17 protein-coding genes, 1 tRNA gene and 1 pseudogene are annotated in these 24801 nt (G+C 62.2%); 8 read left to right on the top strand and 11 right to left on the bottom strand.

The window, feature by feature from the left end; all coding sequences use genetic code 11:
* Nucleotides 1-7 precede the first annotated feature (7 nt).
* A complete protein-coding gene (locus IR187_RS04575; RefSeq protein WP_194953524.1) occupies nt 8-2950 on the bottom strand; it encodes a TonB-dependent receptor in 2943 nt (980 codons plus the stop codon).
* Between the two features lie 436 nt (nt 2951-3386).
* Between IR187_RS04575 and folE the strand changes: the two genes are divergently transcribed.
* Complete coding sequence (folE, locus tag IR187_RS04570; RefSeq protein ID WP_194953523.1) at nt 3387-3989, top strand: GTP cyclohydrolase I FolE; 603 nt, start codon at nt 3387-3389, stop codon at nt 3987-3989.
* Here the strand turns inward: folE and IR187_RS04565 are convergent.
* A complete protein-coding gene (locus IR187_RS04565) occupies nt 3983-4615 on the bottom strand; it encodes a glutathione S-transferase family protein (RefSeq protein WP_194953522.1) in 633 nt (210 codons plus the stop codon). The genes folE and IR187_RS04565 overlap by 7 nt on opposite strands.
* Nucleotides 4612-5547 carry a DMT family transporter gene (locus IR187_RS04560; protein ID WP_194953521.1) on the bottom strand — a complete coding sequence of 312 codons (936 nt, stop codon included), beginning with the start codon at nt 5545-5547 and terminating at the stop codon, nt 4612-4614. Before IR187_RS04560 ends, IR187_RS04565 begins: the two co-directional genes overlap by 4 nt.
* Nucleotides 5548-5639: 92 nt before the next feature.
* Between IR187_RS04560 and IR187_RS04555 the strand changes: the two genes are divergently transcribed.
* Nucleotides 5640-5715: transfer RNA gene (locus IR187_RS04555), tRNA-Trp, on the top strand.
* A 601-nt stretch (nt 5716-6316) separates the two neighbouring features.
* Nucleotides 6317-6973, top strand: a complete 657-nt coding sequence (locus IR187_RS04550) for a sensor histidine kinase (protein ID WP_228765542.1) — start codon at nt 6317-6319, stop codon at nt 6971-6973.
* A gap of 115 nt (nt 6974-7088) precedes the next feature.
* Here IR187_RS04550 and IR187_RS04545 read toward each other — a convergent pair whose 3' ends face one another.
* The 6 genes from IR187_RS04545 to IR187_RS17065 form a co-directional block, all read right to left on the bottom strand.
* Entirely contained in the window at nt 7089-8426 is a 1338-nt protein-coding gene (locus IR187_RS04545) for a glycine zipper 2TM domain-containing protein (RefSeq protein WP_194953519.1), read from the bottom strand.
* A gap of 830 nt (nt 8427-9256) precedes the next feature.
* Nucleotides 9257-10327, bottom strand: coding sequence for a sensor histidine kinase (locus IR187_RS04540; protein ID WP_194953518.1), 1071 nt, complete (start codon nt 10325-10327; stop codon nt 9257-9259).
* Nucleotides 10328-10613: 286 nt separating this feature from the next.
* Nucleotides 10614-11873: a cation:proton antiporter gene (locus IR187_RS04535; protein WP_194953517.1), complete on the bottom strand. Its 1260-nt coding sequence runs from the start codon at nt 11871-11873 to the stop codon at nt 10614-10616.
* A gap of 163 nt (nt 11874-12036) precedes the next feature.
* Nucleotides 12037-13095, bottom strand: a complete 1059-nt coding sequence (locus IR187_RS04530; RefSeq protein WP_407699070.1) for a L,D-transpeptidase family protein — start codon at nt 13093-13095, stop codon at nt 12037-12039.
* 106 nt (nt 13096-13201) lie between these two features.
* Nucleotides 13202-13402 carry a DUF1989 domain-containing protein gene (locus IR187_RS17070; protein ID WP_324187642.1) on the bottom strand — a complete coding sequence of 67 codons (201 nt, stop codon included), beginning with the start codon at nt 13400-13402 and terminating at the stop codon, nt 13202-13204.
* Entirely contained in the window at nt 13399-13599 is a 201-nt protein-coding gene (locus IR187_RS17065; RefSeq protein WP_324187641.1) for a DUF1989 domain-containing protein, read from the bottom strand. The genes IR187_RS17070 and IR187_RS17065 overlap by 4 nt, the downstream gene beginning before the upstream one ends.
* A 429-nt stretch (nt 13600-14028) precedes the next feature.
* Here IR187_RS17065 and IR187_RS04520 point away from each other — a divergent pair, with 429 nt between their 5' ends.
* Entirely contained in the window at nt 14029-14853 is an 825-nt protein-coding gene (locus IR187_RS04520; RefSeq protein WP_194953515.1) for an HAD-IIB family hydrolase, read from the top strand.
* Nucleotides 14854-15009: 156 nt separating this feature from the next.
* Here the strand turns inward: IR187_RS04520 and IR187_RS04515 are convergent, their stop codons facing one another.
* Nucleotides 15010-16290 (bottom strand): glycoside hydrolase family 130 protein, encoded by a 1281-nt coding sequence (locus IR187_RS04515; RefSeq protein WP_228765541.1) that lies wholly within the window; start codon nt 16288-16290, stop codon nt 15010-15012.
* 34 nt (nt 16291-16324) lie between these two features.
* Nucleotides 16325-18592 carry a glycosyltransferase family 4 protein gene (locus tag IR187_RS04510; protein ID WP_194953514.1) on the bottom strand — a complete coding sequence of 756 codons (2268 nt, stop codon included), beginning with the start codon at nt 18590-18592 and terminating at the stop codon, nt 16325-16327.
* Nucleotides 18593-18959: 367 nt separating this feature from the next.
* On the opposite strand from IR187_RS04510, the gene IR187_RS04505 reads away from it, so the two are divergent.
* From IR187_RS04505 to IR187_RS04490, 4 genes and pseudogenes are all read left to right on the top strand, one after another.
* The gene (locus IR187_RS04505; protein WP_194953513.1) at nt 18960-21101 is read left to right on the top strand and encodes a catalase; all 2142 of its coding nucleotides are present in this window, start codon (nt 18960-18962) and stop codon (nt 21099-21101) included.
* A gap of 12 nt (nt 21102-21113) precedes the next feature.
* Entirely contained in the window at nt 21114-22346 is a 1233-nt protein-coding gene (locus IR187_RS04500) for an NAD(P)/FAD-dependent oxidoreductase (protein ID WP_194953512.1), read from the top strand.
* 132 nt (nt 22347-22478) lie between these two features.
* Nucleotides 22479-23108 (top strand): annotated as a pseudogene (locus IR187_RS04495) (tyrosine-type recombinase/integrase).
* Nucleotides 23109-23759: 651 nt separating this feature from the next.
* Nucleotides 23760-24791: an extracellular solute-binding protein gene (locus IR187_RS04490; protein WP_324187640.1), complete on the top strand. Its 1032-nt coding sequence runs from the start codon at nt 23760-23762 to the stop codon at nt 24789-24791.
* Nucleotides 24792-24801: the final 10 nt, after the last annotated feature.

Here is a 24801-nt window from a genome sequence, read left to right as displayed (position 1 = left end):
GGAGCGTTTAGAATTTCACGCCCGCCGCGATGCCGTAGCGACGCGGTTCGAGCGTGAAGATGTTGGTGTAATTCCCCGACGACTGGTCGGTGATATACAGGCCGGTCACGCTGGCCGAGTTGAAGATGTTCTGGATATATCCTTTGACATACCATTTGTCGTCGGGCCCGTTCAGCTGCATCTGGGCGTTGACCTGGGCATAGCCCTTGATCCGGTTCACATTGCCGTTGAAGATGCTGCCATAGCTTTCACCGGTGTAGGCGAGGTCGAGCCGGGGAACGAGGGTCATGCCGCCGCCGCCGAGCGGAGCGGTATATTGGACGCCCGCGCTGAACTTGTAATTCGGCGCCTGCGGCAGTTCGTTGCCCTTGATATTGACCGGAACCCCGGCGGAGAAATAGTCGATTCCGCCAAAGGCTGCTCCCACCGTGCTGGCCGTTGCTTCCATCACCGAACAGATGCTGAAGGCACCCGTTGACGCGATGCCGCCGTCCGACGGGAACGCCGTCGTCGGTTGCAGGTTCGCGCCGGCGGCGACCCCCGGGATCAGGCCGCCGTTGATCAGCGACTGAACCTGATTGACATAGGCATTGACCGCCGCCGCGCTACCGGTACGCGATGCCACCGCGCAGTTTGCCGCGTTGGTGATGTCCTTGATGATCACCGCATCGGCACGCCCGCCACCGAAGTCGCGCGGGTTGCTGGTGAACTTGTCTTCCGACACCTTGCTGTGCAGGTAGCTGAAGCCCAGGTTGATAACCACCGCCGGGTCGGGGCGGACCAATGCTTCGGCCTCGAAGCCATAGATATTGGCACTGACATTGTCGTTGACCGCGGTACGGGCGACAATCTTGCTGAGCTGAAGATCCTTATATTTATAATAGAAGGCCGTCAGGTTCAGCTGGAGCGCACCGTTGCCAAAGCTGTTCTTCGATCCGATTTCGAACGCGTCGACCTGCTCGGGCCGGAAGGATTCGGGCACTGCGAAAATCGGTTGCAGCGGCGGGTTGATACCGCCCGATTTATAACCGCGCGAATAGGAAGCGTAGAGCAGATTGTCGTCGGTCACCTTGAAGTCGAGCACCAGGCGACCGGTCAGCTTGTTGAACTTGACCTGCCGCTCCTGGATGATCTGGTTGCCGGGCGTGCCCGGGTCGGCGTCGAATGAGCCGACGAACGGCGAGTCAAAGACACTGCCGGTGCCGCCGTGCGGTGCCAGGAAGCTGGCAAGCGTCGAACGCGCCCGGACGGCCTTTTTGTCGTTGTTGTAGCGCAAACCGGCGGTCAGTTTCAGCCGGTCGCTGAATTCGACATAGGCTTCGCCGAACAGGCCGTAAGATTTGATCTTCAAATCGTCGGTGTTGTTGCGGAAGAACGGCGTCGCGAGGAACGACGGCGGCAGCGCACCGCCTACTGCCGTAAAGGCGCCCAGCACCCCGGTCAGATAATCGATCGGGAAGGCGTTCACATAATAGCTGTTCTCGGTCAGATGATAGTCGGCGTAGATACCGCCGACGAGGAAGTTGAACGGTCCGTCGAGATCGCTCGACAGGATCGCCTCGGCTGACCAGCTGCTGTTATACTGGTTCGACCGGTCGAATTGCAGCGACTGGTCGCTACAGATTTTCTTGCCGCCATAGGCGCCGAAGCCGCTTTCCTCGGCCAGCGACGTACACAGCTGGCCGGTCGGGCCGTTCGGAATGATCGCCGCCGCAACGGGCGCGAAATAAGGAATAAGCGCCGCACCGAGCGCGCCGCCGGCAGCGGCCTGCAAGGTGGCAAGGCCGCCCGCATACAGCGCACGGTTGCCGACATTGCTGTTGTAATCCTGCGACGCGTCGAGTTTGACCTTTTGATACTGGCCCGACACCTGCAACGACACCGGCCCGAAATTATGGTCGATCTGGCCCTGCAACGTCAGTTCGCTGGTGAAATAGCTGGGCGTATAGGCCGTGTTTACCACCCGCGGATCGGACGGGATCGTCGTGTTGGCATAGACATCGGGACCGTAAAGGCTGCCGAGCGCAAAGGCGGTGGGGATCCCCCGGATCGCCAGGAATTCGCGCGAGGTCAGCGCGGCCGTGAAGGTCGCGTTGCCGTTGAAGGGAGCATTGTCGCGGCGCGTGTTCAGGCAGCCGAGGATGCCGGTCGGGTCGCGCTGGCAAAGCTGTTTCTGGATACGGGTGCGCTGGTCCTTTTCACGGAAATAGGATGCCATCAGGTCGATGGTGGTGTCGTCGCTCGGCTCCCAGCGCAGCGAACCGCGCACCGAATAAAGGTCGCGATCGTCGATCCGCGTGTTGAGGAAGGCGTTGCGCGTATAGCCGTCGCGGTTCAGATAGATGCCGGCGAGGCGAAATGCCATATTGTCGCCGATGGGAATGTTGACCATCCCCTTGCCCTTGATCGAGTTGTAATTGCCATATTCGCCTTCGGCCGCGGCCTGGAAGGTTCCGAGCCGGGGCTTTGCGGTGATGACGTTTACCACGCCCGAGGTGGCGTTGCGGCCGAACAAGGTGCCCTGCGGGCCGCGCAGCACTTCGACGCGTTCCAGGTCGTAAAATTCGGTTTCGAACAAGCGGGTCGAAAACAGCGGGTCGCCGTTGAGGTGAATCGCGGTCGCGCTGTCGCAGGTCGTGCCGACGCAAAGGTCGCCGATACCGCGGATCGTGAAGCTCGCGCCGGTGAAGTTGGTTTTGGTAAAGGTGACATTGGGCAAGGTCAGTTGCAGGTCGGACGGGGTCTTGATCTGCTGCGCTTCGAGTGCTTCGGACGAAAAGGCGCTGACCGCAATCGGCACGTCCTGCAGACGTTCCGACTGGCGCTGCGCCGTCACGACGATTTCGCCGCCGAAAGCGTCGCGTTCCGTTTCCGCAGAACTCTGCGCCGCTGCCGGTGTCGCGACCGCCATCGCAAGGATCGATGTTCCGATCAGTGCCTTGAACTTCATGTAAAACCTCCCTTTTTCGATCCCGCGGATGCGGGGTCGCCCAAACTCAATTTGTGGTAAGGGGAGGGGACAGGACCAGACATGGCAAAGGCTGCCGGGCCGCAACGGCCCGACGCCCGGGTGTATCCCACTTGCCAGCTGTGCTGGTCATCTTCCTCTCCCACCGGCGTCGGGGAAAAACGCCGGCCTCTCCGGATCACGACCCGCTTCGGCGGGTTCTGTAATGCAACCCAAAGGTGCGCTTAGTTGACGCGAGCGTCAAGCCACTTGTTCGTTCCGGAAAGCAATGGAAATGCGCGCGATCGGAAAAGTGCAAAAAGCCAAGTTTCCGCAACGTAAACTTGCGCACATTGCAAATTTGTTTTTACGCCATGCTTGTTTAAAGACGCATGGGCACCGAAATGTGCGGCAAGAATGCAACAGTGAAAGCGCGGCAATGAGCAATTGTAGTGACGAATTGGGCGCCGACGGCAAGGTCGCCGTCCCCGACCATGTGGCGGATGCCGTCCGCACCCTGATCGAATGGGCCGGCGACGATCCGGCGCGCGAGGGGCTGCTCGATACCCCGAAGCGCGTTGCGCGCGCGTGGAAGGAATATTGCAGCGGTTATGCCGAGGATCCGGCGATCCATCTGGCGCGCACCTTTGAGGAGGTGGGCGGCTATGACGAGCTGGTGCTGCTGAAAGACATCCCGTTCCAGTCGCACTGCGAACATCATATGGCGCCGATCACCGGCAAGGCGTCGATCGCCTATATGCCGCGCGACCGGGTCGTCGGCATTTCGAAGCTGGCCCGCGTGCTGAACGGTTATGCGCGGCGGTTGCAGGTGCAGGAACGGCTGACCGCCGAGGTGGCGCGCTGTATCTGGGACAATCTGCATCCGCACGGCGTCGCGGTGGTGATTGACGCGCAGCACGGGTGCATGACGGGCCGCGGCGTCCGCACGCCCGGCGTCGGCATGGTGACCAGCCGCCTGCTCGGCTGTTTCCTCGACGACCAGCGCAGCCGCAAGGAAGTGCTGAGCCTGATGGGCTACTGAACGCGGCTGCCGGCAGCCTGGCGTTGCCGGGCGCGTTTGAAGCCGTCGCGCGCGGTGCAGCGCGCCAGCCACGCCGCCGTCGCTTCGCCCAGCACATCGTCGGCGCCGAGCGTCGTCGCCAGAAAGGCGGCATAGCCGATCACGATGTCGGCGATTGTGAAGCGGCCGGCGACCAGCCATTCGCGCCCGTCGGCCAGCGCCGCTTCGATGCTTTTGGCGCGACCCCCAAAAAATGCCTTATAGTCGGCGACGGCCTGTGCGAGCCGCCGTTCCTCGGGCTCGACCCGCGTGTAGCGGATCATGATCGCGAGCGGAAAGGTCAGCGTCGCGTCGCTGCGGTGCAGCCAGTTGCGGTAATCCCAATAATCTGCCTCGTCGCGGCGGACCTCCAGCGGGGTTGCTTCGGCGATGCGCTCACAGATCGCCGCCGATTCGGTCATCAGCCGCCCGCGCTCGACCCAGGCCGGGACCGTCATCAGCGGATTGATCGCGCGATAATCGGGCTCGAACGCGCGCGGCGGGAATTTCAGTACGCGCAGGTCGACATCGATACCCGTCTCCTCGACCGCCCACAGGCAGCGCAGCGAGCGGGCATCGGGGCAGTGATACAGGATCGGGCATGTCATGCGGCGACCTCCTTGGGACGATTGATGTGGCGACGATGTTCGCGCCAGGCGATGAACAGGCCCGACGCCACGATCAGCGGCGCGCCGACCCATGTGGTATCGGCGGGCAGGGTGCCGAAAAACCACCAGCCGGCGAGGATCGCCCACAGCAAGGCGGTATAGTCCATCGGGATCACGACCGACACCGGCGCCAGGCGCAGCGCTCCGGTCAATGACATCTGGACGATCGCCCCCAGCAGACCGAGGGCGACGAGGAGCAACCACACCGTCGAATCGTGCGGGGTGACGACAAAGGGCAGCGCGAGGCCCAGCGGCACCATCGACAACAGGCTGAACCAGAACACGATCGTCGCGGCATTTTCGGTGCGGCCAAGGTCGCGGACGGCAATGGTGATCAGCGCCGTCATCACCGCTCCCGCCAGCGCAACCAATGTGCCGACGCCGTGATCGCCGCCGAATCCGCCCGCAAAACCCGTCCAGGGTGCCAGCACAACGAGTACGCCCGCGAATCCGACGATCACCGCGCTCCACCGCTGCCAGCCCGTCGCTTCGCCCAGCAGCAGCGCGGCAAAGATCACGGCGAAGATCGGCACCGACAGGCTGATCGTCGTCGCCTCGGCCATCGGCAACAGGATCATCGCCCCGAAATTGCACGCCATACCGGTGAGGCCCATCAGCATCCGCCGCATATGTGCGCCGAGGCGCTGCGTCTTCAGCGAGGCGAAGCCGCCCGTCGCACGCACCCACAGCAGCAGGAACGGCAACACCAGCGCCTGGCGCCAGAACAGGCTTTCGACAATATGCACACCCGCCCGGTCGACATATTTGACCACGACAAACATCAGCGACAGGCTGATCATCGCCAGCAACCGCAATCCGATGCCGCCAAGATAATTCTGCGGCGCGGCGGTCGAGGCGGGGGCAGGGGGCATGCCCGATCGCGCATATCAGGCGCGACCGCGTTCGCAAGCCGCGATCCCCCTTGCCCCCCCACGCCAATCGGGCTAGGGGCGCACTCCGGCCTAGGGGTATAGCTCAGTTGGTAGAGCATCGGTCTCCAAAACCGAGGGTCGCGGGTTCGAGTCCTGCTGCCCCTGCCAGGCCGACCCAGAGCGTCCCATGACGTCCCACAGCGTCCCACCTTCAGCAGCGAAAAATTGGCTGAAAAGCGTTGGATTGAACGATCCCAAATCGTCCCGGGGCGTCTCACGCGGAATTTTCAGATTGAGCCCAGTTCGAGCAATTTGTTGGTACGATTGTTGGTATCCGGCCGAAGTCTGTCGACGCTTACCAACAATTCCCGAAATGTCCTGAATTCGAATCGTTAAATTTAGAATGGCCTAGCGTGGGCGGTTGTCGGGCACCATCCAAATCCGCGGCGCAGGTTCGAGTCCTAAGCGGTAATTTGAAGGCGCGAAAGGCGGCTTTGCGCCCGATTTCAGCCTTTCAGCCCGAGTCATTCGCCACCTGAAAGCGGTCGCTTGGCTTTAGTGAGCGATGGCGACACGAGGCAATACCGAACCCCTTGCTCAATCGATCGCGCGTAACCGCCGATGGAGCGGGATCTTGGCGCGGCGCGCCTGCATTCATGATATTCCGTCCCTGTTAGCGGCAGGCTTTTCGTATTCGCGAGCGCGCCGTTTCTCCCCGGACCCGGCTTTCAAGCTCGTCAGCTCTCTGGTCTCCCCGAAAGGGGCCATGATGACCCGCACCATCCATGTCTACGTTGCGCTCGATCTCGCGCTTACCGTCATTGCCGTCTCCGATGCACCCGCCCTTCTGCTCGACCAGGATTTCACGATCATCGCCAGCGTGCTCATGCAGTGCGCGAGGAGGGTGCAGTCGGAAAAGACGAGAAGCCATCTTCGCGATGCGCATAATCGCGTGATGTCGATTGCCACCGTCCAGCAACAACTTGCGGCGTCGCGGTTGGGCGAGGTCGAATTGCGCGCCTATTTCACGCAGTTTTGCCAGAGCCTCGGCGCCTCGATGATCTGCGACCCGGATATTGTCTCGCTCAAGGTGAGCGAGGACGACAGTATGGTGAATGCCGACATCTCGGTCAGCCTCGGGCTGATCGTGACCGAACTCTTCATCAATGCGCTCAAGCATGCGTGCCCGGGCGAACGCGGTGGAACGATCCTGATGGATTGTCATGCGCTGGGCGTGTCATGGACGCTGACGGTCCGTGACGACGGCGCAGGCACACCGCGCAAGCTGGCTGCGGCTAAGCCCGGCCTCGGGACCAGTATTGTCGAAGCCCTGGCGAGACAGCTTCACGCGACCGTCGAAACGGTGGGCGCCAATCCCGGAACCAGGGTTTCGATCGTGCACGACGCGCCGGTCGGTGCCGGCTGAAGCGGTCCGGGCCGGTTGACAAGATCTCCCTGCCAACTCCGCCATGATCGGGACAAGAAGCTGCCGCCCCCGCATTGAGCGGAAGCGGCAGATCCCCTTTTGATGGACGTTCGTTTTACTGCGGGCTGAGCCGCAGGCGAAGATTCAGGCGATCGATCCGCGACTGAAGCGCGGCTTCGTTGCGCGCTGACAGCCGGTCCATCCGGTCATGATGCATGGCTCGCTCGCTGGTGCGAATGGATCGCAGCTCGCGGCTGGCACTCATGGCCGTCCGGTTGTCGATCGTGCGCTCCGATCGGGCGGTGCGGACATATTGTTCGAGGTTGGCGAGCTGCGAGAGGATAGCGGGGCGGTTCGTTCCATCGTCGCTGCCCATGCCCTCGCGTCCGGTGGGGATCCAGCGACCGCGGGCGTCGTAATAGCCCGTCGTCGCTCCGGCGTTCCATCGGCCATTCCGATCATAATAGCCCGGATGCGGATCGGCGACCCAATGTCCGTTCGCGTCGCGGCGTCCGCCTGCCGCGCCGGCAATCCAGCGGCCGTTCGCGTCATAATGACCGATGGTTACGCCAGCGACCCACCGGCCGCGCTGATCATAGTGGCCGCTTGCGGCACCGGTTATCCAGCGATCATTGTCATCATAATAGCCGGCCGAAGAGGCTGGTATCCAGCGGTTCTGGCCGTCATAGCTGCCGCTTGCCGTTCCGTCCTCGCGCTGGGGAATCCAGTTACGCCGTTCGTCATAATAGCCGTTCGGCGTTCCGGTGACCCACTTGTTATCGCGGTCATAATAACCGGTAGCCCGGCCGCGCGCGGTCGATGTCGCGTGCCACGCGCCGGCGGGGTCGTAATAGCCATAGGCGTCGTCGCGGCGAGTTGGCGGGTTTGAAGCGGTGGTTCCGATCCAGCGCCCGCGATCGTCATACCGACCGCTTGCCGAACCCGGCACCCAGATGTCGTCGCGGTCGTAATAACCGTTGGCCGATGCGGGCACCCATTCGCCGCCCGGCCGATAGTCGCCTTCTCCGCGACTGGACGCCGCGTAAGTCACCCAGCGGCCATCGCTGCCATATCGACCGTTGGGCGGACCATCGACCCATATCCCGTCACGATTATAGTAGCCGCGGGCATCGGAGGATTTTACGCCGGTGGCGTGCCAGCGATTTTCATTGTCGTAATAACCAAATGCGTCGCGGCAATCGCGCGTCGGTTTAGCGATCTGGTTGGCGAGAGCGGCTCCTGCGGCGGCGCCGATCACGGTTCCGACCGTCTTGTCGCCACGACCGGCGACGACATTGCCGAGCACGCCGCCGGCTGCGGCGCCTCCGATGGTGGCGACGACGCGCGTTGAGCGCTGTTCTTCGCAGGTCGCCTGCGACTGCGTTCGTGCGCCGGCGATGGACGGAACAAGGGCGATAGCGGCGATATTCGCCGCGAAAATAAACCTGTACATTGGGGAGCTCCTGGAGCTGACAAAATGCCGCTCGCTGTTGATGAACACTCTGCAGTTGGTATTGTTCCTCTATATTTCCGCTTTATGAAATTATATTTTCAAGATTCGATACATTTCTTGCTATCGTGATAAATAGTATCGACAATATGTATTATTTTAATCGGGATTTTATCAACAGACTTGAGGCGACTGGAAACTTTGAGGAGACGCGCGCGAAATGCGCCCTCGCTGCCTGGGTCGCCACGCAAAGCTCGGACAGAAATGACGGGCTGGAGTGAATGCGCCGCTGGCCTTGGACACCAAGCAGCCTGCCGGGGGCGATCAGTGGCGCGCCGCGGCCCATATCGCCGTCAGTTGGCGAATGACCCGTGTGCGATGTTGATAGGTGCCGTACCGTTCGCTGACGCGCCCATTGGCGAAGTCGTCGGCGAGTTTTCGGGTCAGGCCTTCTATCTCCGCTCTCTGCATTTCGGAGTCGGTAACGGCCGGCTCGGGAATTGAGGCGCACGGCAGATGGAGGGGTGAGGTCTGCTCATCCCATGATGACCCCCTGAAGTCGTCATAATTTCCGTCGGAAGAGCGCAACTCTTGATATTTTCAGATTGGCAACGATGGAGGCTGCCCGGCGTAGTGATTGCAACCCCGTCTCCTGAGCGCCATTCGTCTCACGGCCGTTCAGGAGACGTGGCCGGCGCGTGCCGCCGATTGCTGCGCTCCAAGCGACCGAAAAATTTATGACCGCCCAGACTATGCCGACGAAACGTCGCTGGCGGGTGCGAAGCCGATGATCCAACGCACGGAATTCCCTTTCCTGATCGAGGGCGGGCAGATTACACCGCCGCGCTTTCCGCTTCGTCGTTCGCCGCGACCTGCCGCGCGATCTGCGCGGTGTGGGTCAGCGATACGCGCGTTCCCGGCGCGGCATCCTCGACCAGTATCTCCGCCCTCAATTGCTTGGCGAGCGCCTGAACGATGCGCGTGCCCAGCCCCGCCGCCGACCGCTCGGCATTTTCGGCCATGCCGATGCCATCGTCGGATACCGACAGCGTCCAGTCGTCGCCCGTCGCGGCATAGCCGACGACGACATGGCCGGGGCGCCCGCCCGGAAAGGCGTGCTTGAGCGCGTTGATCACCAGTTCGGTGACGACCAGCCCCATGCTGACCGATACATCGCCGTCGATCGACACCGGATCGACCGAGGTTGTCAGCGTCAATTGTTCGCGGTCATAGATCATCGACACACCGATGCTGGCGCACAACTGCGCCAGATAGGGTTCGAGCTCGACCGCGCCGCCCTTCGATTCGGCAAGGTGGCGTTGCAGCGTCGCGATCGACATCACGCGTTGATGCGCGTCGTTCAAATGGCCGCGCGCCTCGCTCGACTGCACCTTGCGTGCGCTCTGCATCAAGATGCTGGCGATGATTTGCAGGCTGTTGGCGACGCGGTGCTGCATTTCGTGGAGTAGCGTGGCGTTGGCGTGGACCAGCTCCTTGTGGCGCTTTTCGTTCTGCCGCTCCTCGGTCACGTCGATCACGGTGACCATCATCCGCGTGTGGTGGATGTCGCCATAGTCGAGGCGCTGCGCCTTGATCACGACGCAGCGCGAGGTCCCGGCGCTGGTCTCAATCTCCATCTCATAGGCTTCGACCTCGGCGGCGCCCGACAGCGTCGCTTCGATCAGCGAGTGGAGCCGCGGCAAGTCCCAGTGATGATGGTCGAGGTCATAGATCGTCTGACCGGTGACGGTTTCGGGGTTGATGCCGAACGCTTCGCAGAAACTGTCGCTCGCCGCGACGATCGCCAGATTTTCGTCGAGCAGCAGCAGCGGCGCGTCGGAGGCGAGCACCACCGCGAGCCCCAGCGTGCGGCCCAGATTGATCGATGGATTGTCGGCAGCCATGCGGCGCCCTTCCCGGTCGGCCCGGACCGCAGGACGCGGCCTTGTGGGGGACCAATATGTGGGGCAAGGTGGATCGACGTCGACGACCATTGCCCCGAAACCCGTGCTTAGCATGCGGGCAGCGCAGATCGTGCACGAAATCGAAATAGCCGCAATTTCCCTGCAACGGGTGAGAGGAAGGCCATAACCCCAATTCCCATGGCGGCGAGCGGCCTATTTACCGGAAGGATAATCGAAGTATCGCCCGCGGGCCGAAATCGGACCGGTCGCGGTGCCCGTCGATACGTCAGGTGCGTTCTCTCTGCTGGCGCCGAACGATATGATCGACGACCGGCCCCGCGGTGAACCCGTGCACGACGGTGGACAACAGGATCGTCAGCGCGATCGTCGCCCATAATTGTCCTTCGTTCACCAGCTCGAGGTGGCTGGTTGCATAAGCGAGGTAATAAATCGATCCGATCCCGCGCACCCCATAAAAGGCAACGACGAGCCGGTCCTGTGGCGGCAGGTCGGTGCCAAACAGGCTGAACCATCCGGCCAGCGGCCGCACGACGAACAACAGACCGGCGGCAATGGCGGCGTGCGCCCAGTCGAGTTCGCCGAACAGCAGCGGAAAGGTGCCACCAATGAGGATGAGCAGCAGCGCGGTGAGCGCGAGTTCGATAGCCTCGTTGAAGCTGTGGAGCTTGCCGTGGAATTCATGGCTCGCCTCGAACCGGCGAAGCACGATCCCTGCCACGAAGCAGGCGATAAACCCGTATCCCTCGGCCAATTCGGTCGCGCCATAGCAGAGCAATATCCCCGCGATCGCCAGCACGCCCGAGGCGGTGTTGGCCAGCACATTGCCGCGCGGGATGACGAACAGGATGCGCGCGAGCAGCCACCCGACCGCCGCGCCGCCGATGCAGCCAATAAGGATGCGATAGAGTACGTCGAGGAGCAGCCATTCGCCCAGCATCGCCGCGGAAAAGCCGGTCGTCCCGACGAGCAGGCCCAGATAGACGAATGGAAAGGCCAGCCCGTCGTTCAGCCCCGCTTCGGTGGTCAGCGCGAACCGGACCGGCTGTTCTTCGCCCCGCGTGGGCGGACCGACCTGGACTTCGCCGGCGAGCACGGGATCGGTCGGCGCCAATACCGCGCCGAGCAGGATGGCGCCCGCGAGCGTCATCCCGCCAAAGGTCAGCCCCATCAACGCCACCGCAGCGATGGTCAGCGGCATGGCGATCACCAGCAACCGGACCGTCGGCCGCCAGCGGCGATAGTTCGATAGGTCGTCGATCCGGATGCCGGTGCCGAACAGGGCGACGATCACCGCCATTTCGCTCGCGAGTTCCCAGAATCGGGGTGCTGTGCGCGGATCGAGCGCTTCGGCGACGTCGGGCAATAGCCAGTGAATCGCGATACCGAAAAGGATCAGCAGCGCCGACGCGGCGGGCTCGCGCCTCGACAGGAAGCGCGGCAACCAGAAGGCCGCGATTATCCCGGCGCCGATCAGCGCCATGCCGACATGATAGGTGCTGAGCGCAAAGAAGGGCTGCTCTTGCATTCGGTCCTGCTGGAAAGGCGAGGGGCGCTGGCGCCTTAGAGTCCCAACGGCGCGCCGGCGCCGACCGTTCCATCAGCGCCTGTGCGGTCGCGGCGGCGTCCCCTCCGGGCAGTGCGTGAAGATCGGAGCGTGGCGCCGGGTTCGCCCCGCCGGACGCGCGCCGTCAATTCTGGAAAATGGCAGGCGTGCCGGGTTTCACCATCTGCGCCAATCGCGCCGCATCCCAGTTGGTCAATCGGACGCAGCCATGGCTTTCGGCGCGCCCGATCGTGTGCGGTTCGCTGGTGCCGTGAATGCCGTAATGCGGCTTGTTGATGTCGATCCACGCGACGCCGACGGGGCTGTTCGGCCCGGGCTGCAGGAGCACCGCCTCCTTGCTGTCGCTCACATCCCAGAAGAGTTTGGGATTATAGTGAAATTCGGGGTTGCGGCTGACGCCCTGGATCTTCCACGTCCCAATCGGCAACGGATCGCGGCTGCTGCCCATCGTCGCGGGGAATTGCGCGATCAGCTTGTCGTCGCCGCCGAACACTTTCAGCACGCCTTCGGATTTGTCGACCACGACCCTGGCGGCGCCAGGTTGATCGGGCGCAACACCCAGCTGTTCGAGCGTCGCGTTCCAGCCGCGCGCATCCTCACCAAGCGTCGATCGGTCGATGTTGGGGATGTTGGGGACGCGGAACGGTCGACCAGCGCCCACCAGCGTCGCCGCACCGTTCAGTGCGACGAGCATTTCGGGCGTCGTATGGAACCGCTCGGCCAGCGCCTCGGTCAGGTTGCGATAGCCGAGCGCGGGCAATTCGGCCTGCTCAGCCGCGCCCTTGGGAAAGGCGGGGACGAACGGACCTTTTGCGAACCCGGCCGGAATGATGACGACCCGCGTTGCAGGCACCTGCCGCCATCGCTGCAATGCCCGTTCGGTCGGGGCATCGAGCTTGCCCGTGTCGGCAAGGTCATAGGCCTGCTGAAAACCGCGCAGCGCTGCGGCATAGGAGGCGCCTTCCTTGCCGTCGATGACGCCCGGCGAAAAACCGAGATGATCGAGCAGCACCTGCGCGCGCAGGATGGGCGTTTCGGTGAAAGCCCGCTGCTCCGGCTCGGCATCGGCAAATATCAGGCTGTCATCGGCCGCCTGCGTTTCGACGCGCGTCTTGTCTGCATCTTTATCGGGTGAGGCGTTGCAGCCGGTGAGCAGGAGCGCCCCGGCCAGACAGGTTGGAATTTTCAAGTGCCGGTCCTCTCGGTTGAAGCCTGTCCAACGTTTGCGCAGGCCAAAGGATGCGAGAGCTAGGGCGGTCGGACGCGCGATCTGCGGCTAGCGTTCGATTTCATAGTGGATCGGTTTGAAAGTCCGCCGCAATGCCATAGGGCGCCAGCGCCTCGACCAGATTGCCGAAACGGCCCCGATGCACGGGCTTGTCCTTGTAGAAATGGCGAAAGGTCGCCTCGCTGCACGGGGTCAGAAGGAAATTATGCGTGTCCGCGCGATCCTCGACAATCTCAGCATCGGATTGGATCGGTTCGATCACAATCGGTTACCCGTGGTGATCCGGATTGTTTCCTCATAATCGAACGTTCGCCCGCTCGAGACAGCTTTGCGGACATCGGCGCGCGCGAAGGCCAGCATGTCGGTGACCTGTCCACCCTCGGGATCGATCACGCGCAGCGTCTCGCCGCGGAGCAGGGGGAATGCCGTGCTGCTTCGCGGCGCGATAATCTCGGTCATGGATGGACTTTCGCGCGAGGGGTGTGCGGGACATTACGTGCGGCGCGCTCAAAAGCTGCCTCCGCGACCAGGCGCTTGCCATGCTTTCCTTGTTCCATGGGGGACTCCGCCATCTGCGAAGCGCCACCAACGCAAAAGGGCTTCACCGCTCCGGTGAAGCCCCTTCATCCTCTGAACGCGTGACCAAAGGAAGCCCCAACGACTTCCCGGGTCGCAGGGAAGCCTTTGCCTATCCTCGCTAGACCTATTGCGAAGGGAGTCGAGTCCTAAACCGGGCAATCGGGGATCGGGTTTAATCGGCAGCAGATTGTAATTCGGCCGCCGCGACACCACATAAGCTGTATCGACGGCTTCACGCGCGTGCCGGCGACTGAGAGACCCTTGCGCTCCCGCCGAACGGAGCGACGATATGGATCTCATTTCCACGCCATGAAACATCTCATCGCCTTCGATCTCGACGGGACGCTTGCCGCGAGTAAGCAGCCGCTCGAACCCGCAATGGGCGAAGCGCTCGTGGATCTTCTCGATGTTGTCGATGTCGCGGTGATCTCGGGCGGCGACTGGCCCCAGTTCGAAAAGCAGCTTGTATCGGGGCTTCCCGTTCGCGCGAATATCGCGCGCATGTGGTTGATGCCCACTTCGGGTACCAAACTTTATACCCATGGTTCCGGCGCCTGGCAGCCGGTCTATGCCGAGCTGTTCGCGGATGATGAAAGGCATCGCATCCTCCAGGCGTTCGATGCCGCCCTTGAAGCCACGGGCTTTGTACCCGAAGCGGTGTGGGGCGAGCGTATCGAGGATCGCGGGAGCCAGATCACTTTTTCGGCGCTTGGCCAGGCAGCGCCGATCGACGCCAAGGAAAAATGGGATCCCGACTTTGCGAAGCGCAAGGTCATTCAGCGCGACCTTCGCCAGCGGCTTCCGGGCATGTCGGTCAACATGGGCGGCGCAACTTCGATCGACGTCACGCGCGAAGGGGTCGACAAGGCCTATGGGCTGATGAAATTGCAGAGCGCCAGCGGCATATCGCTCGATGCGATGCTGTTCGTCGGCGATGCGATCTTTCCCGGCGGCAACGACTATCCCGCCAAGACGCTGGGGCTAGACACGGTATCGGTCCGCGATCCGCGGGAAACGCGTGCGGTTATCGCAACCCTGATCGCCTGCCTGAAACCGGCACCCACCGTGGGCGCAATTCGCCATGCGTCGGCTGCGAACGTTCGTGCGCAATCCGTTTTGGGGGCGGAGGCATGATTATCCACAGTCTCTTCGGCCGACATCAGGTCGATTTCAAGGCGAGCCATTGGGAAGGCGGGCGGTTCGTCAGTCACTGCGCGATATGCAAGGGCGAGATGGTTAAACCGCCGGGTCTGCCCTGGCGAATGAGCCAGCGGCGCGGGTGATGCGCCGTCATGCCGACGGATCGGCATGAATACCCATCGCCGCCAATATGCCCGCGATGGGCATGAAGGCAAAGCACACCGAGCTGTCGGCGACGCCATAAGGCAGAAAAAGATCATCGCCGACGCGGATCGCGCCGCAGGTATAAACGACGTTGGGGACATAGCCTTCGCGGTCCTCGTCCGCCGCGGACAGGAGCGGGTTCGGGGTGCGCCCCAGCAGCTTTGATGGGTCCTGCTTGTCGAGCAGGACCGCGCCGATCGCATATTTTCGCATCGCCCCGACACCATGCGTCAGCACCAGCCAGCCTTCGTCGAGCTCGATCGGGGCGCCGCAATTGCCGATCTGGACGAACTCCCACGGGAAACGCGGTTCGAGTAGCAGTTCGCCGCCTTCCCAATGGTCGATCGAATCCGATCGCAGCAGGTAGAGATTCTTGCCGTCCTGCCGCCCGATCATGCAGAATTTTCCGTCGATCTTGCGCGGGAACAACGCCATCCCCTTGTTGCGCGCGGCGTCCCCCTTGATCGGCGTCAGGGTGAAATCCCGAAAGTCCCGCGTCCGCAGCAATTCCGAACGAATGGCGCTGCCGCTGTAGGCGGTGTAGGTGCCGATCCACTCGCTCTTGCCGCTGTCGCGCTCGAATTCGACGAGGCGCAGATCCTCCAGCCCGTTGCGCTGCGCTTCGGTGATCGGGAAGATGACGGTCCCCGAAATGCTGCTGTCGGGGTCGCAGTGAACCGAAATGCGGTCCACCTGATTGCCCGCCTGATGGATGCCCAGCATAGCCGTGGTCGCAAAGGTCGGCTGGGGCATCAGCGTCAGTTCGCGGCCCGGCGACACGATTCCTTCGCGAAAGGCGATCGTCGAAATATGGCCTTCGCCGACGGCGCGCAGCGAAAGGATGATGCGCACACTTCCTTCCTGCAATCCCGTCTGGTCGGGGTGCCGCACGACGCTGGGGTTCATCAGCGCGGCGGCGGCATAGCTGTATTCATGACAGAAATAGGCGCCGATCAGCAGCCGCATTTCGCGTCTCAGCACCAGCCCGTCGAGCCCGAGCTTGGACTCAATCTCGACATATCGTTCTTCGAAGACTTTTTCGATCTGCCAGTGCCGGTCGGCAAAATCGCGTAGCACTGTTGCCAGTTCGCTCCGCACGGTGCGCATATCGAGCCCGACGACGTCGTGCGCCAGACGCTGTACCCGATCGAGGTCGGGGCCCGACGCTTGCCAGGCGAGATGGAACGGCCGCACGACGACCCGCGCCGGGTCGGCGTGGAGCCGCAAGTCGTGCTGAACGAGGTCGAGGGAGTGGGGGCGCCTAATGGATTTTCGCCGTCAAAAGGCGCAACGCGACGCAAGCGTGCTGATAGGCCAGTACCGATTCCGCGCCTTCGTTCAGGTTCACGCCGCGCCGGTTGATCCCGTCGCGGCAACTGCCGGTGCGCGGATCGGCAATCGCAATCCCGCGATCGTTTGCGCCGTAAAACCAGCGAAAGGCGCGCTGGGCATGGGCAAGCCAGATGGCATCGCCGGTAAGGTCATATGCCGCCGCGGCAGCGTCGATCGCGGCCCAAACTTCGACCGGTTGCTGGTCGAACGGACGCGGTTTTTCCCGATGCCGACCAAAGCTGTCGGACCCTACCGGACGGAAATGGCCGGCGGGCGCGATCTGGGCGGTGTTGAGCCAGCGCAGCGTGGCAAGGCCGCATTGCGCCGCGTCGGCGCGCTGCAACCGCATTCCGGCGCGGATAAGGGCTTCGGGGATGCGCGCATTGTCATAGGCCAGCACGGGTTCGAACCAGTCCCAATCGGTCCCGGCCACCTGTTCGTATAGCGCCAGCAGCCGATCGCTGCCGTTCGCCAAAATGGCGCGCGCGGACGCACTGTCTTCGGCGGCGAGAAGATAGTCGGCACCCAGCATGGCAAAGGCGATCGCGCGCGGCGACCGAAAGTGGGCCATCGACGGCGCCGCGCGGGCGAACAACCGACTGGCCCACAAGCGCGTGCTTGCGGTGCGGCCTTCCAATGCGGTCGCGCCAAGCGCCCAAAGCGTTCGTCCGCAACTATCCTGCGATCCGCTGTCTTCCAGCCAGGTTCGGCGATAGTCCATGAAATTTCGAAACTGTCCGCGCTCCTCGTTCCACGACGCCTCGACAAAGGCCGCGAAAATGCTGGCCAACCGGCCGCGATGCGGCTCCGTCTCCTTGCCCAGCCGGTTCGTCAACATCAGCGCGCGCGCATTGTCATCGACGCAATAGCCGTGCGCCCGGTTCGGGATGTCGTGGACGCTGTGCTGGAGGATGCCGGTGTCGTCACAAATGCGCAGCAGGCCGTCGATCCCGACATGCGCAGGGTGCGGCAAAGCCCGCGGGGTCACTTTTGCTGCATTTATCACCGCCAGCACCTGCGCCGCGAAAGCGGGCCAGATCATCAGCCGCCCGCGCTGGTAGGCACGTTTTTGCATCGCGCTAAGCTGGTCGCGATCGCTCAGCAGCCCAACGATCTCGTCCGCGATCGCTTGGCCGTCGCCAAAGGGGACGAGAATGCCGTGTCCGTCGTCGAGCAACTCGGTGGCATGGGCATAGGGCGTCGAGACGACTGCCTTACCGAGGGCCATCGCATAGGCGAGCGTTCCCGACGTCGACTGGCCCGCCCCGGTATAGGGGGTGACATAGATGTCGGCTGCCTCGATCAGGTCGAGCAACGCATCGGTTTCCAGAAAGGCGTCGATCCACTTGATATGGCTTTCGACGCCTAATGCCTTCGCCAGCGCCTGCAACCGTTCGCGATAGGCCTCGCCCTCGCGCGCGAGCAGGTTGGGGTGGGTCGCGCCGACGATGCAGTACAGGATGTCGGGGCAATCGGCGATCATCGCGGGCAAGGCGGCGATCGCTGCCTCGATCCCTTTGCCCGGCGACAGCAGGCCGAACGTCATGACGACATCGCGGCCCGTCAGGTCGGCGACGCCCTTCTGCTTTTCGGTACGCCCAAAGGGGCGGTCGGGCACGCCGTGCGGAATCACGACGATCTGCTCGTCATCAGCGCAATAGATTGATTTGAGCAGAATGCGCGAGCATTCGGACATGACGATGAGCTTGCTGGCGCTGCCAATCAGCCTTTGCATTACCCGCATCTGATCCGCGTCGGGTTCGGCCAGCACGGTATGCAAGGTCACGACAAGCGGTGCGCTGATCCGGTCGACGAGTTCGAAAATCATGTCGCCGGCAAATCCTCCGAACAGGCCGAATTCATGCTGCAGCCAAATCACGTCGGCGCCGCTCGCCTCGATACGGCGGGCCGCATCGGCAAAGCTGTCGGCGTCGCCTTCGGTGATTGTCGAACAGATTTCGGGATCGAAAGCGATCGCTTCGGGCGCGGGCGTCATCGCGTAAACGTCGACGGCAAGGCCCGGAACCGCGAGCTTCAACGCGGCATGAATGTCGGTCGTAAAGGTCGCGATCCCGCATCGCCGCGGGAGAAAACCTCCGACAAGTGCCAGACGCGTTCCCGATGCCGCGGCGGTGTCGGGCGCGTCGGCCGGCAGGCACGCTTCGTCAAACAGTGCGCGGTCGATGACTTCGTGCATCTTTTTTCCAACTTTCAGATGACGGCGCGGAGGTCTGTCCGCGCCGAATTGGGTGCCCGATTCCCGCATTTACTGGCGATTCCCCGATGGTATGTAAGAAATATAAACCTCAAAACAAGGCAATATGCATATATTTTGAATCAAATATGCAAAATATAACCTAAGTTAATGTCGATGAATATTTCATCCGATAATGTAAAATAGGCGAGTTTCGCGCGATTCTCTGCGATCTATTGTATCATCACAGGATCTCGTTGCTGATACCGATCCATGATGGTCCGCCGCAAATTCGATCGGGCGTCATGCAACATACCGGCAAGCGGGGGATTGTAGGATTGTCGCCCTTCCGCGGCGCAAGGAACGACCGATGCCCAAAATCCCCGCTTCGCCCGCCACTGATACCGCGCTCAGCGATCACCAGCCCGGCGCCGGTCAGGTCAAAATGACCGCAGAGCGCGGCAATGCCGACGAGCTGCACCAGATGGTGGCAGCCGGTGCCGACGCCGCTGCGCATCTCACCGATAATTTCGGGCATCGCATCTCCGACAACCAGAACTCGCTGCGGGCGGGCGAGCGCGGACCCACGCTGCTCGAGGATTTCGTCCTTCGCGAAAAAATCTTCCATTTCGATCATGAACGTATCCCCGAACGGATCGTCCACGCGCGCGGTTCGGGTGCGCATGGCGTGTTCGAATGCACAAAGGCGATCCCCGGCCTCACCAAGGCGTCGATCTTGCAAAAGGAGGGCGCGTCCTGTCCGGTATTCGTTCGCTTCTCGACGGTCGCCGGCGGAGCGGGCTCGGTCGATACCCCGCGCGACGTGCGCGGCTTTGCCGTCAAGCTCTACACCGACAGCGGCAATTGGGATCTGGTCGGCAACAATATTCCCGTCTTCTTCATCCAGGACGCGATGAAATTCCCCGACCTTGTTCACAGCGTCAAGATGGAGGCCGACCGCGGCTATCCGCAGGCCGCCAGCGCCCACGACACCTTCTGGGATTTCATCGGCCTGATGCCAGAGGCGATGCACATGATCATGTGGGCGATGTCCGACCGCACGATTCCGCGCAGCCTGCGCATGATCGAAGGATTCGGCGTCCACACCTTCCGCTTCGTCAATGAAAAGGGCGACGGCAAATTCGTCAAATTCCATTGGAAGCCCGTGCTCGGCATTCAATCGACGACTTGGGACGAGGCGGTCAAGATCGCCGGGGCCGACCCCGATTTCCATCGCCGCGACCTGTTCGAGGCGATCGACGCGGGCGACTTTCCGGCGTGGGACCTGGGCGTGCAGGTTTTCGACGAAACCTTTGCGGCGAAGCAGCCTTATGACGTGCTCGACGCGACAAAGCTGATCCCCGAGGAGGATATTCCGGTCGAGATCGTCGGGCGCATGACGCTCAACCGCAACGTCGACAATTTCTTTGCCGAGACCGAACAGGTCGCCTTCCTGCCGTCGAACATCATTCCCGGTATCGATTTCAGCAACGATCCGCTACTTCAGGGTCGGCTCTTCTCCTATCTCGACACGCAGAAGTCGCGGCTGGGGACGACGAACTTCCACCAGATCCCGATCAACGCGCCCAAATGTCCGTTCCACAATTTCCAGCGCGACGGGATGATGCAGACGCTCGTTCCGACCGGACGCGCCAATTACGAACCCAACAGCTTGGCCGAAGCGGGTGAGAATGGTGGCCCGCGCGCGAGCGCCGAAACGGGCTTCACGACCTTCGCCGCGAACGACGAACGGAACGATCCCGCGCAAAAGCTGCGTATTCGCGCCGAACTCTTCGCTGACCATTTCAGCCAGGCGAGGATGTTCTACCTGTCGCAGACTGAGAATGAGCAGGCGCATATTGCCTCGGCGCTGGTGTTCGAACTGTCGAAGGTCATGCTCGAACATGTCCGCGCGCGCGTTGTCGGTCAGCTCCGCAACATCGACGAGGATCTGGCGAAGCGCGTAGCCGCGGGTCTTGCGATCGACCTGCCGGCAAAAGAAAAGGCTGCGCGCGCGCCGGTCGATCTCAAACCCTCCGACGCCCTGTCGATCCAGAAGAATGCCGACGATACCATGGAGGGCCGCAAGGTCGCGATCCTCTTTGCGGAAGGCTCGGACAAAGTGGCAATCGACAAGCTGAAGGGCGATATCAAGGGCGCCGGCGGTACGGCCTTCCTCGTCGCGCCCAAAGTCGGCGGGATCAAGGTCAAGGGTGGCGCGCTCAAGGCCGACGGCCAGCTCGCGGGCTCGCCCTCGGTCCTGTTCGACGCCGTCGCCTCGATCCTGACCGAAGAACAGGCCAAGGCGCTGTCGGTGCAGAGCGCGGCGGTCCAGTGGTTCATGGACGCCTTTGGCCATTGCAAGACCATTGCGCATGACGAGGCGACGCAAATCCTGCTCGACAAGGCGGGCGTCGAAAAGGACGGCGGCGTCGTCGCGATCGACAAATTCGCCGATGTTGGAACGCGGCGCCACTGGGCACGCGAAGCGAAGGTGCGCGATCTTGCCTGATTGCCTGTCCTGGTGAGCCCGGCTTCGGCTACCCATCATCGCGATCTCCGGACCGGCCAGTCGATCTGGTCGGCACGGCGGCGTCCTGCCATCGCCGTGCAGCCGCTGACGCGAGACATCGCGTGCGACGTCGTCGTCGTCGGGGCGGGCGTGTCAGGCGCGCTGATCGCGGAGGGGCTGTCGGACGCTGGGCTCAGGACCGTTATCGTCGATCGCCGCGGCCCCGCCGAGGGATCGACCGCCGCGTCGACCGCGATGCTGCAATATGAGCTCGATACGCCGCTAACATTGATGGCGGAGCGGATCGGGCGTGAGAAGGCCGAACGCATCTGGCGCCGTTCACGCCTCTCGGTCGATGCGCTGCGCGAACGGACCGAACGGCTGGGCCTGGCCGTCGATGGCGCGACGCGCGGCTCGATCTATCTCGACGGAAATGTGCTCGATGCGGCGGGGCTCGCTCGCGAAGCCAAGGCGCGGAGGCGGGCGGGATTTGAAATCGAATTGCTCCAACCCGCGCAGGTCGAGGACCGCTACGGCATCAAGGGCCGCCATGCGATTATCGGCTACGGCAATTATTCGGCCGATCCGCGCCGCCTCGCCGCAGGCTATCTGAATGTAGCCATCTCGCGCGGGGCTCGGCTCTATGCCCCAGTGGACATTTGCGACATCACCCCCTCCGCGGCGTGCGTGACGCTCCGTTCCAAAGACGGACCTGCCGTCCGCGCGAAACATCTGGTCGTCGCAACGGGCTACGAAATGATGAAGGGCATCCCGCGCAAGGGAAACAAGATCATCTCGAGCTGGTCGATCGCGACCCGCCCGCAGCCCCGCGCTATCTGGCCGACCGCTGCGATGATCTGGGAAGCCGCCGATCCCTACCTTTACATCCGGACCACCCCGCGCGGCGAGATCATCTGCGGCGGCGAGGATGAGGAAATCGCCGATGCGGCGCTCCGCGACGCGAAACTTCCCGACAAGACCGCGACGCTGTCGCGCAAGCTTGCCGCCCTGTTGCCGGGCGTCGATGCGACGCCCGCGTTTAGCTGGACTGGCAGTTTCGGCGACAGTCCGGTCGGCACGCCAACCATCGGCCGCATTCCCGGCATGCCGAATTGCTATGCCGCGATGGGATATGGCGGCAATGGCATCACCTTCTCGATGATGGCCGCGCAGATGCTACGCGGCCTTATCTGCGGCTATGGTGACCCCGACGCCGATCTTGTCAGCTTTCATCGCAAATTTTGACTGCATAGACATCATTCTCGGAAAATTTCCGCTTTCCGGATTTGTCGGCCCACAAGTCGACCCTGCGCAACCGGCAATCAGCTTGACCTATGCGTTTTCCCTTTTGGCCATTGTGGCCGCAGGAGAACAAATATGGGTAGGTCAGAATTCGACTATTTACCTCCACGACCGGCGTGGAATGCCGGTCGAAAGGTTGGCGCCAAGCGACCGTTGAAGCCACGGCAGATATGGGCAATTCGCTTTCACCTGGACCGAGAGCAACGGCTTCGAGACAGGGCGCTTTTTGATCTTGCGATCGACAGCAAACTGAGAGGCTGCGATCTGGTGAAAATTAAGATCGGCGACCTTGTCACCGGCGGTGAGTTGAGAACGCGGGCGATGGTGATTCAGCAGAAGACTAGTCGACCAGTTCAGTTCGAAATCATGTCGGATGCTTGCGGGAGTCTCCTCGCTTGGCTCGAACGTCGTGGCGGATCCATCGAGGACTATGCGTTCCCGAGCCGCATCGATCACTCGGCGCATATGAGCACGCGGCAATAGGCGCGTCTCGTCGATGAATGGGTCACAGCGGTTGGTCTCCGGAGTGAAGACTACGGGACGCATTCTTTACGCAGAACAAAGGCGTCGATCATTTACAAGGCGACCGGAAACTTGCGTGCAGTGCAGATATTGCTCGGGCACACCAAGATTGAAAACACGGTGAGATACCTCGGCGTCGATGTTGAAGATGCGTTGACCCTGGCGGAAGGCATCGAAGTCTAACCAGGAAATATCGATATCCTAGAGAGCGAACGCTCTAGCTCGTGGCGGAACGTCCGCTCTCTTTGTTTGACACCTAAAAGCTGCCTGTCTCCTACCGGCCACTCCATGACGGTCTTTCAGCAATTCTCTCACTGCCGTTAAGGTGACGGTATTGGGAAGCGCCACCGTCAGGAGCGTGAGCGTACATCTCGGCGCTCGCTTTCACCCTCCGAAAATCTTATTCAGTGTGCCCGTGCAGGTCGTCGCACGAGCAAGTTGCGCGCTATTCAGAGGAGGTTTTGAACAGCTTGCCGCAAATGAACTTCCGGTCATCGAAAATAGCTGAATCGTCCCAACCAGTTCCACGACATCCCACGTATATCGCCGCAAAAGTGTTGGTATATTGCGATTTTTGCAACTCCGATACATTATTTTTCAAATACTTAGGTCTGGAATTTGAGTCCTGCTGCCCCTGCCAGGCCTTTTCCCATGCACCCTCGATTGCTCATCGTGCGACCATCGTCATCGGTCAGGTGTCAGTTGGCTGTTCGTCGCCCTTCGTCATGCTTTACCGGCGATGACTTGCAGGCGCTGTATCATTCGCGCAATGTTTTGCGAATCTCTCGCAATAGTGCTAGCGGCGAACCGAACGCGACGAGCAAGGAGATGATGGTGCAAAAGAAACTGGTAGCGGCGCTGGTGAGCGTAACGATGTTGGCTGGCTGTTCGGGCGGCGAAAAGGCAGCCGACTCGCAAGAGGTCAATCTGTACACCGCCCGCCATTATGACAGCGACCAGGCGCTTTACGACCGGTTCACCAAGGAGACCGGGATCAAGATCAACCGCATCGAGGGCAAAGCCGACGAGCTCGTCGCGCGCATGAAGAGCGAGGGGGCGAACAGCCCCGCCGACCTGTTTATCACCGCCGACGCGGGCGCGCTGTGGCGTGCGCAGCAGGCGGGTCTGTTCCAGCCGACCGAATCCGAAACGCTCAATGCGCGGATCCCCGCCAATCTGCGCGAACCGGGCGGCAACTGGTATGGTTTCATGCGCCGCGCGCGGGTCGTCGCCTATGACGCGGCGAAGGTGAAGCCCGAAGAGATCGACGATTATGCCAAGCTGGCCGGGCCGCGTTTCAAGGGCAAGATTTGCGTCCGTTCGTCCGACAGCGTCTATAATCTTTCGCTGGTCGGCGCGCTGATCGAGGCATGGGGCACCGACCGCGCGGGCGAATGGGTCAAGGGTATCGTCGCCAACATGGCGCGTCCCCCCGAAGGCGGCGACCGCGACCAGATCCGCGCCGTGGCTGCGGGCGTGTGCGAGGTCGCGATCACCAACAGCTATTATTATATCCGCATGGCGACGGGTGACGACGCGGCCGATCGTGCGGTGACCACCAAGGTCAAGCTCGGCTTCCCGAGCCTCGACGGCCAGGGCGCGCATGTGAATATCTCGGGTGGCGGGGTAGCGAAAAATGCGCCCAACCGGGCCAATGCGGTCAAACTGCTCGAGTTTTTTGCTTCGGCCGATACGCAGAAACATATCTCGGCGAACAACAACGAGTTTCCGGCCTCGCCCGACGTTCCCGCGCCGCCGCCGGTCGATGCCTTCGCCAACTTTACCGCCCATCCGATGAGCGTCGCGGCGTTCGCCGCCCGGCAGCCGGCGGCGCAATCGCTGATGAGTGCGGCGGGCTGGCGCTGACCCGTGCCAT

The sequence above is a fragment of the Sphingopyxis solisilvae genome (assembly GCF_015475875.1).
GTDB lineage: Bacteria > Pseudomonadota > Alphaproteobacteria > Sphingomonadales > Sphingomonadaceae > Sphingopyxis > Sphingopyxis solisilvae.
Note: the sequence above shows the minus strand (reverse complement) of the source record. Positions and strands in the feature narration are given on the sequence as shown.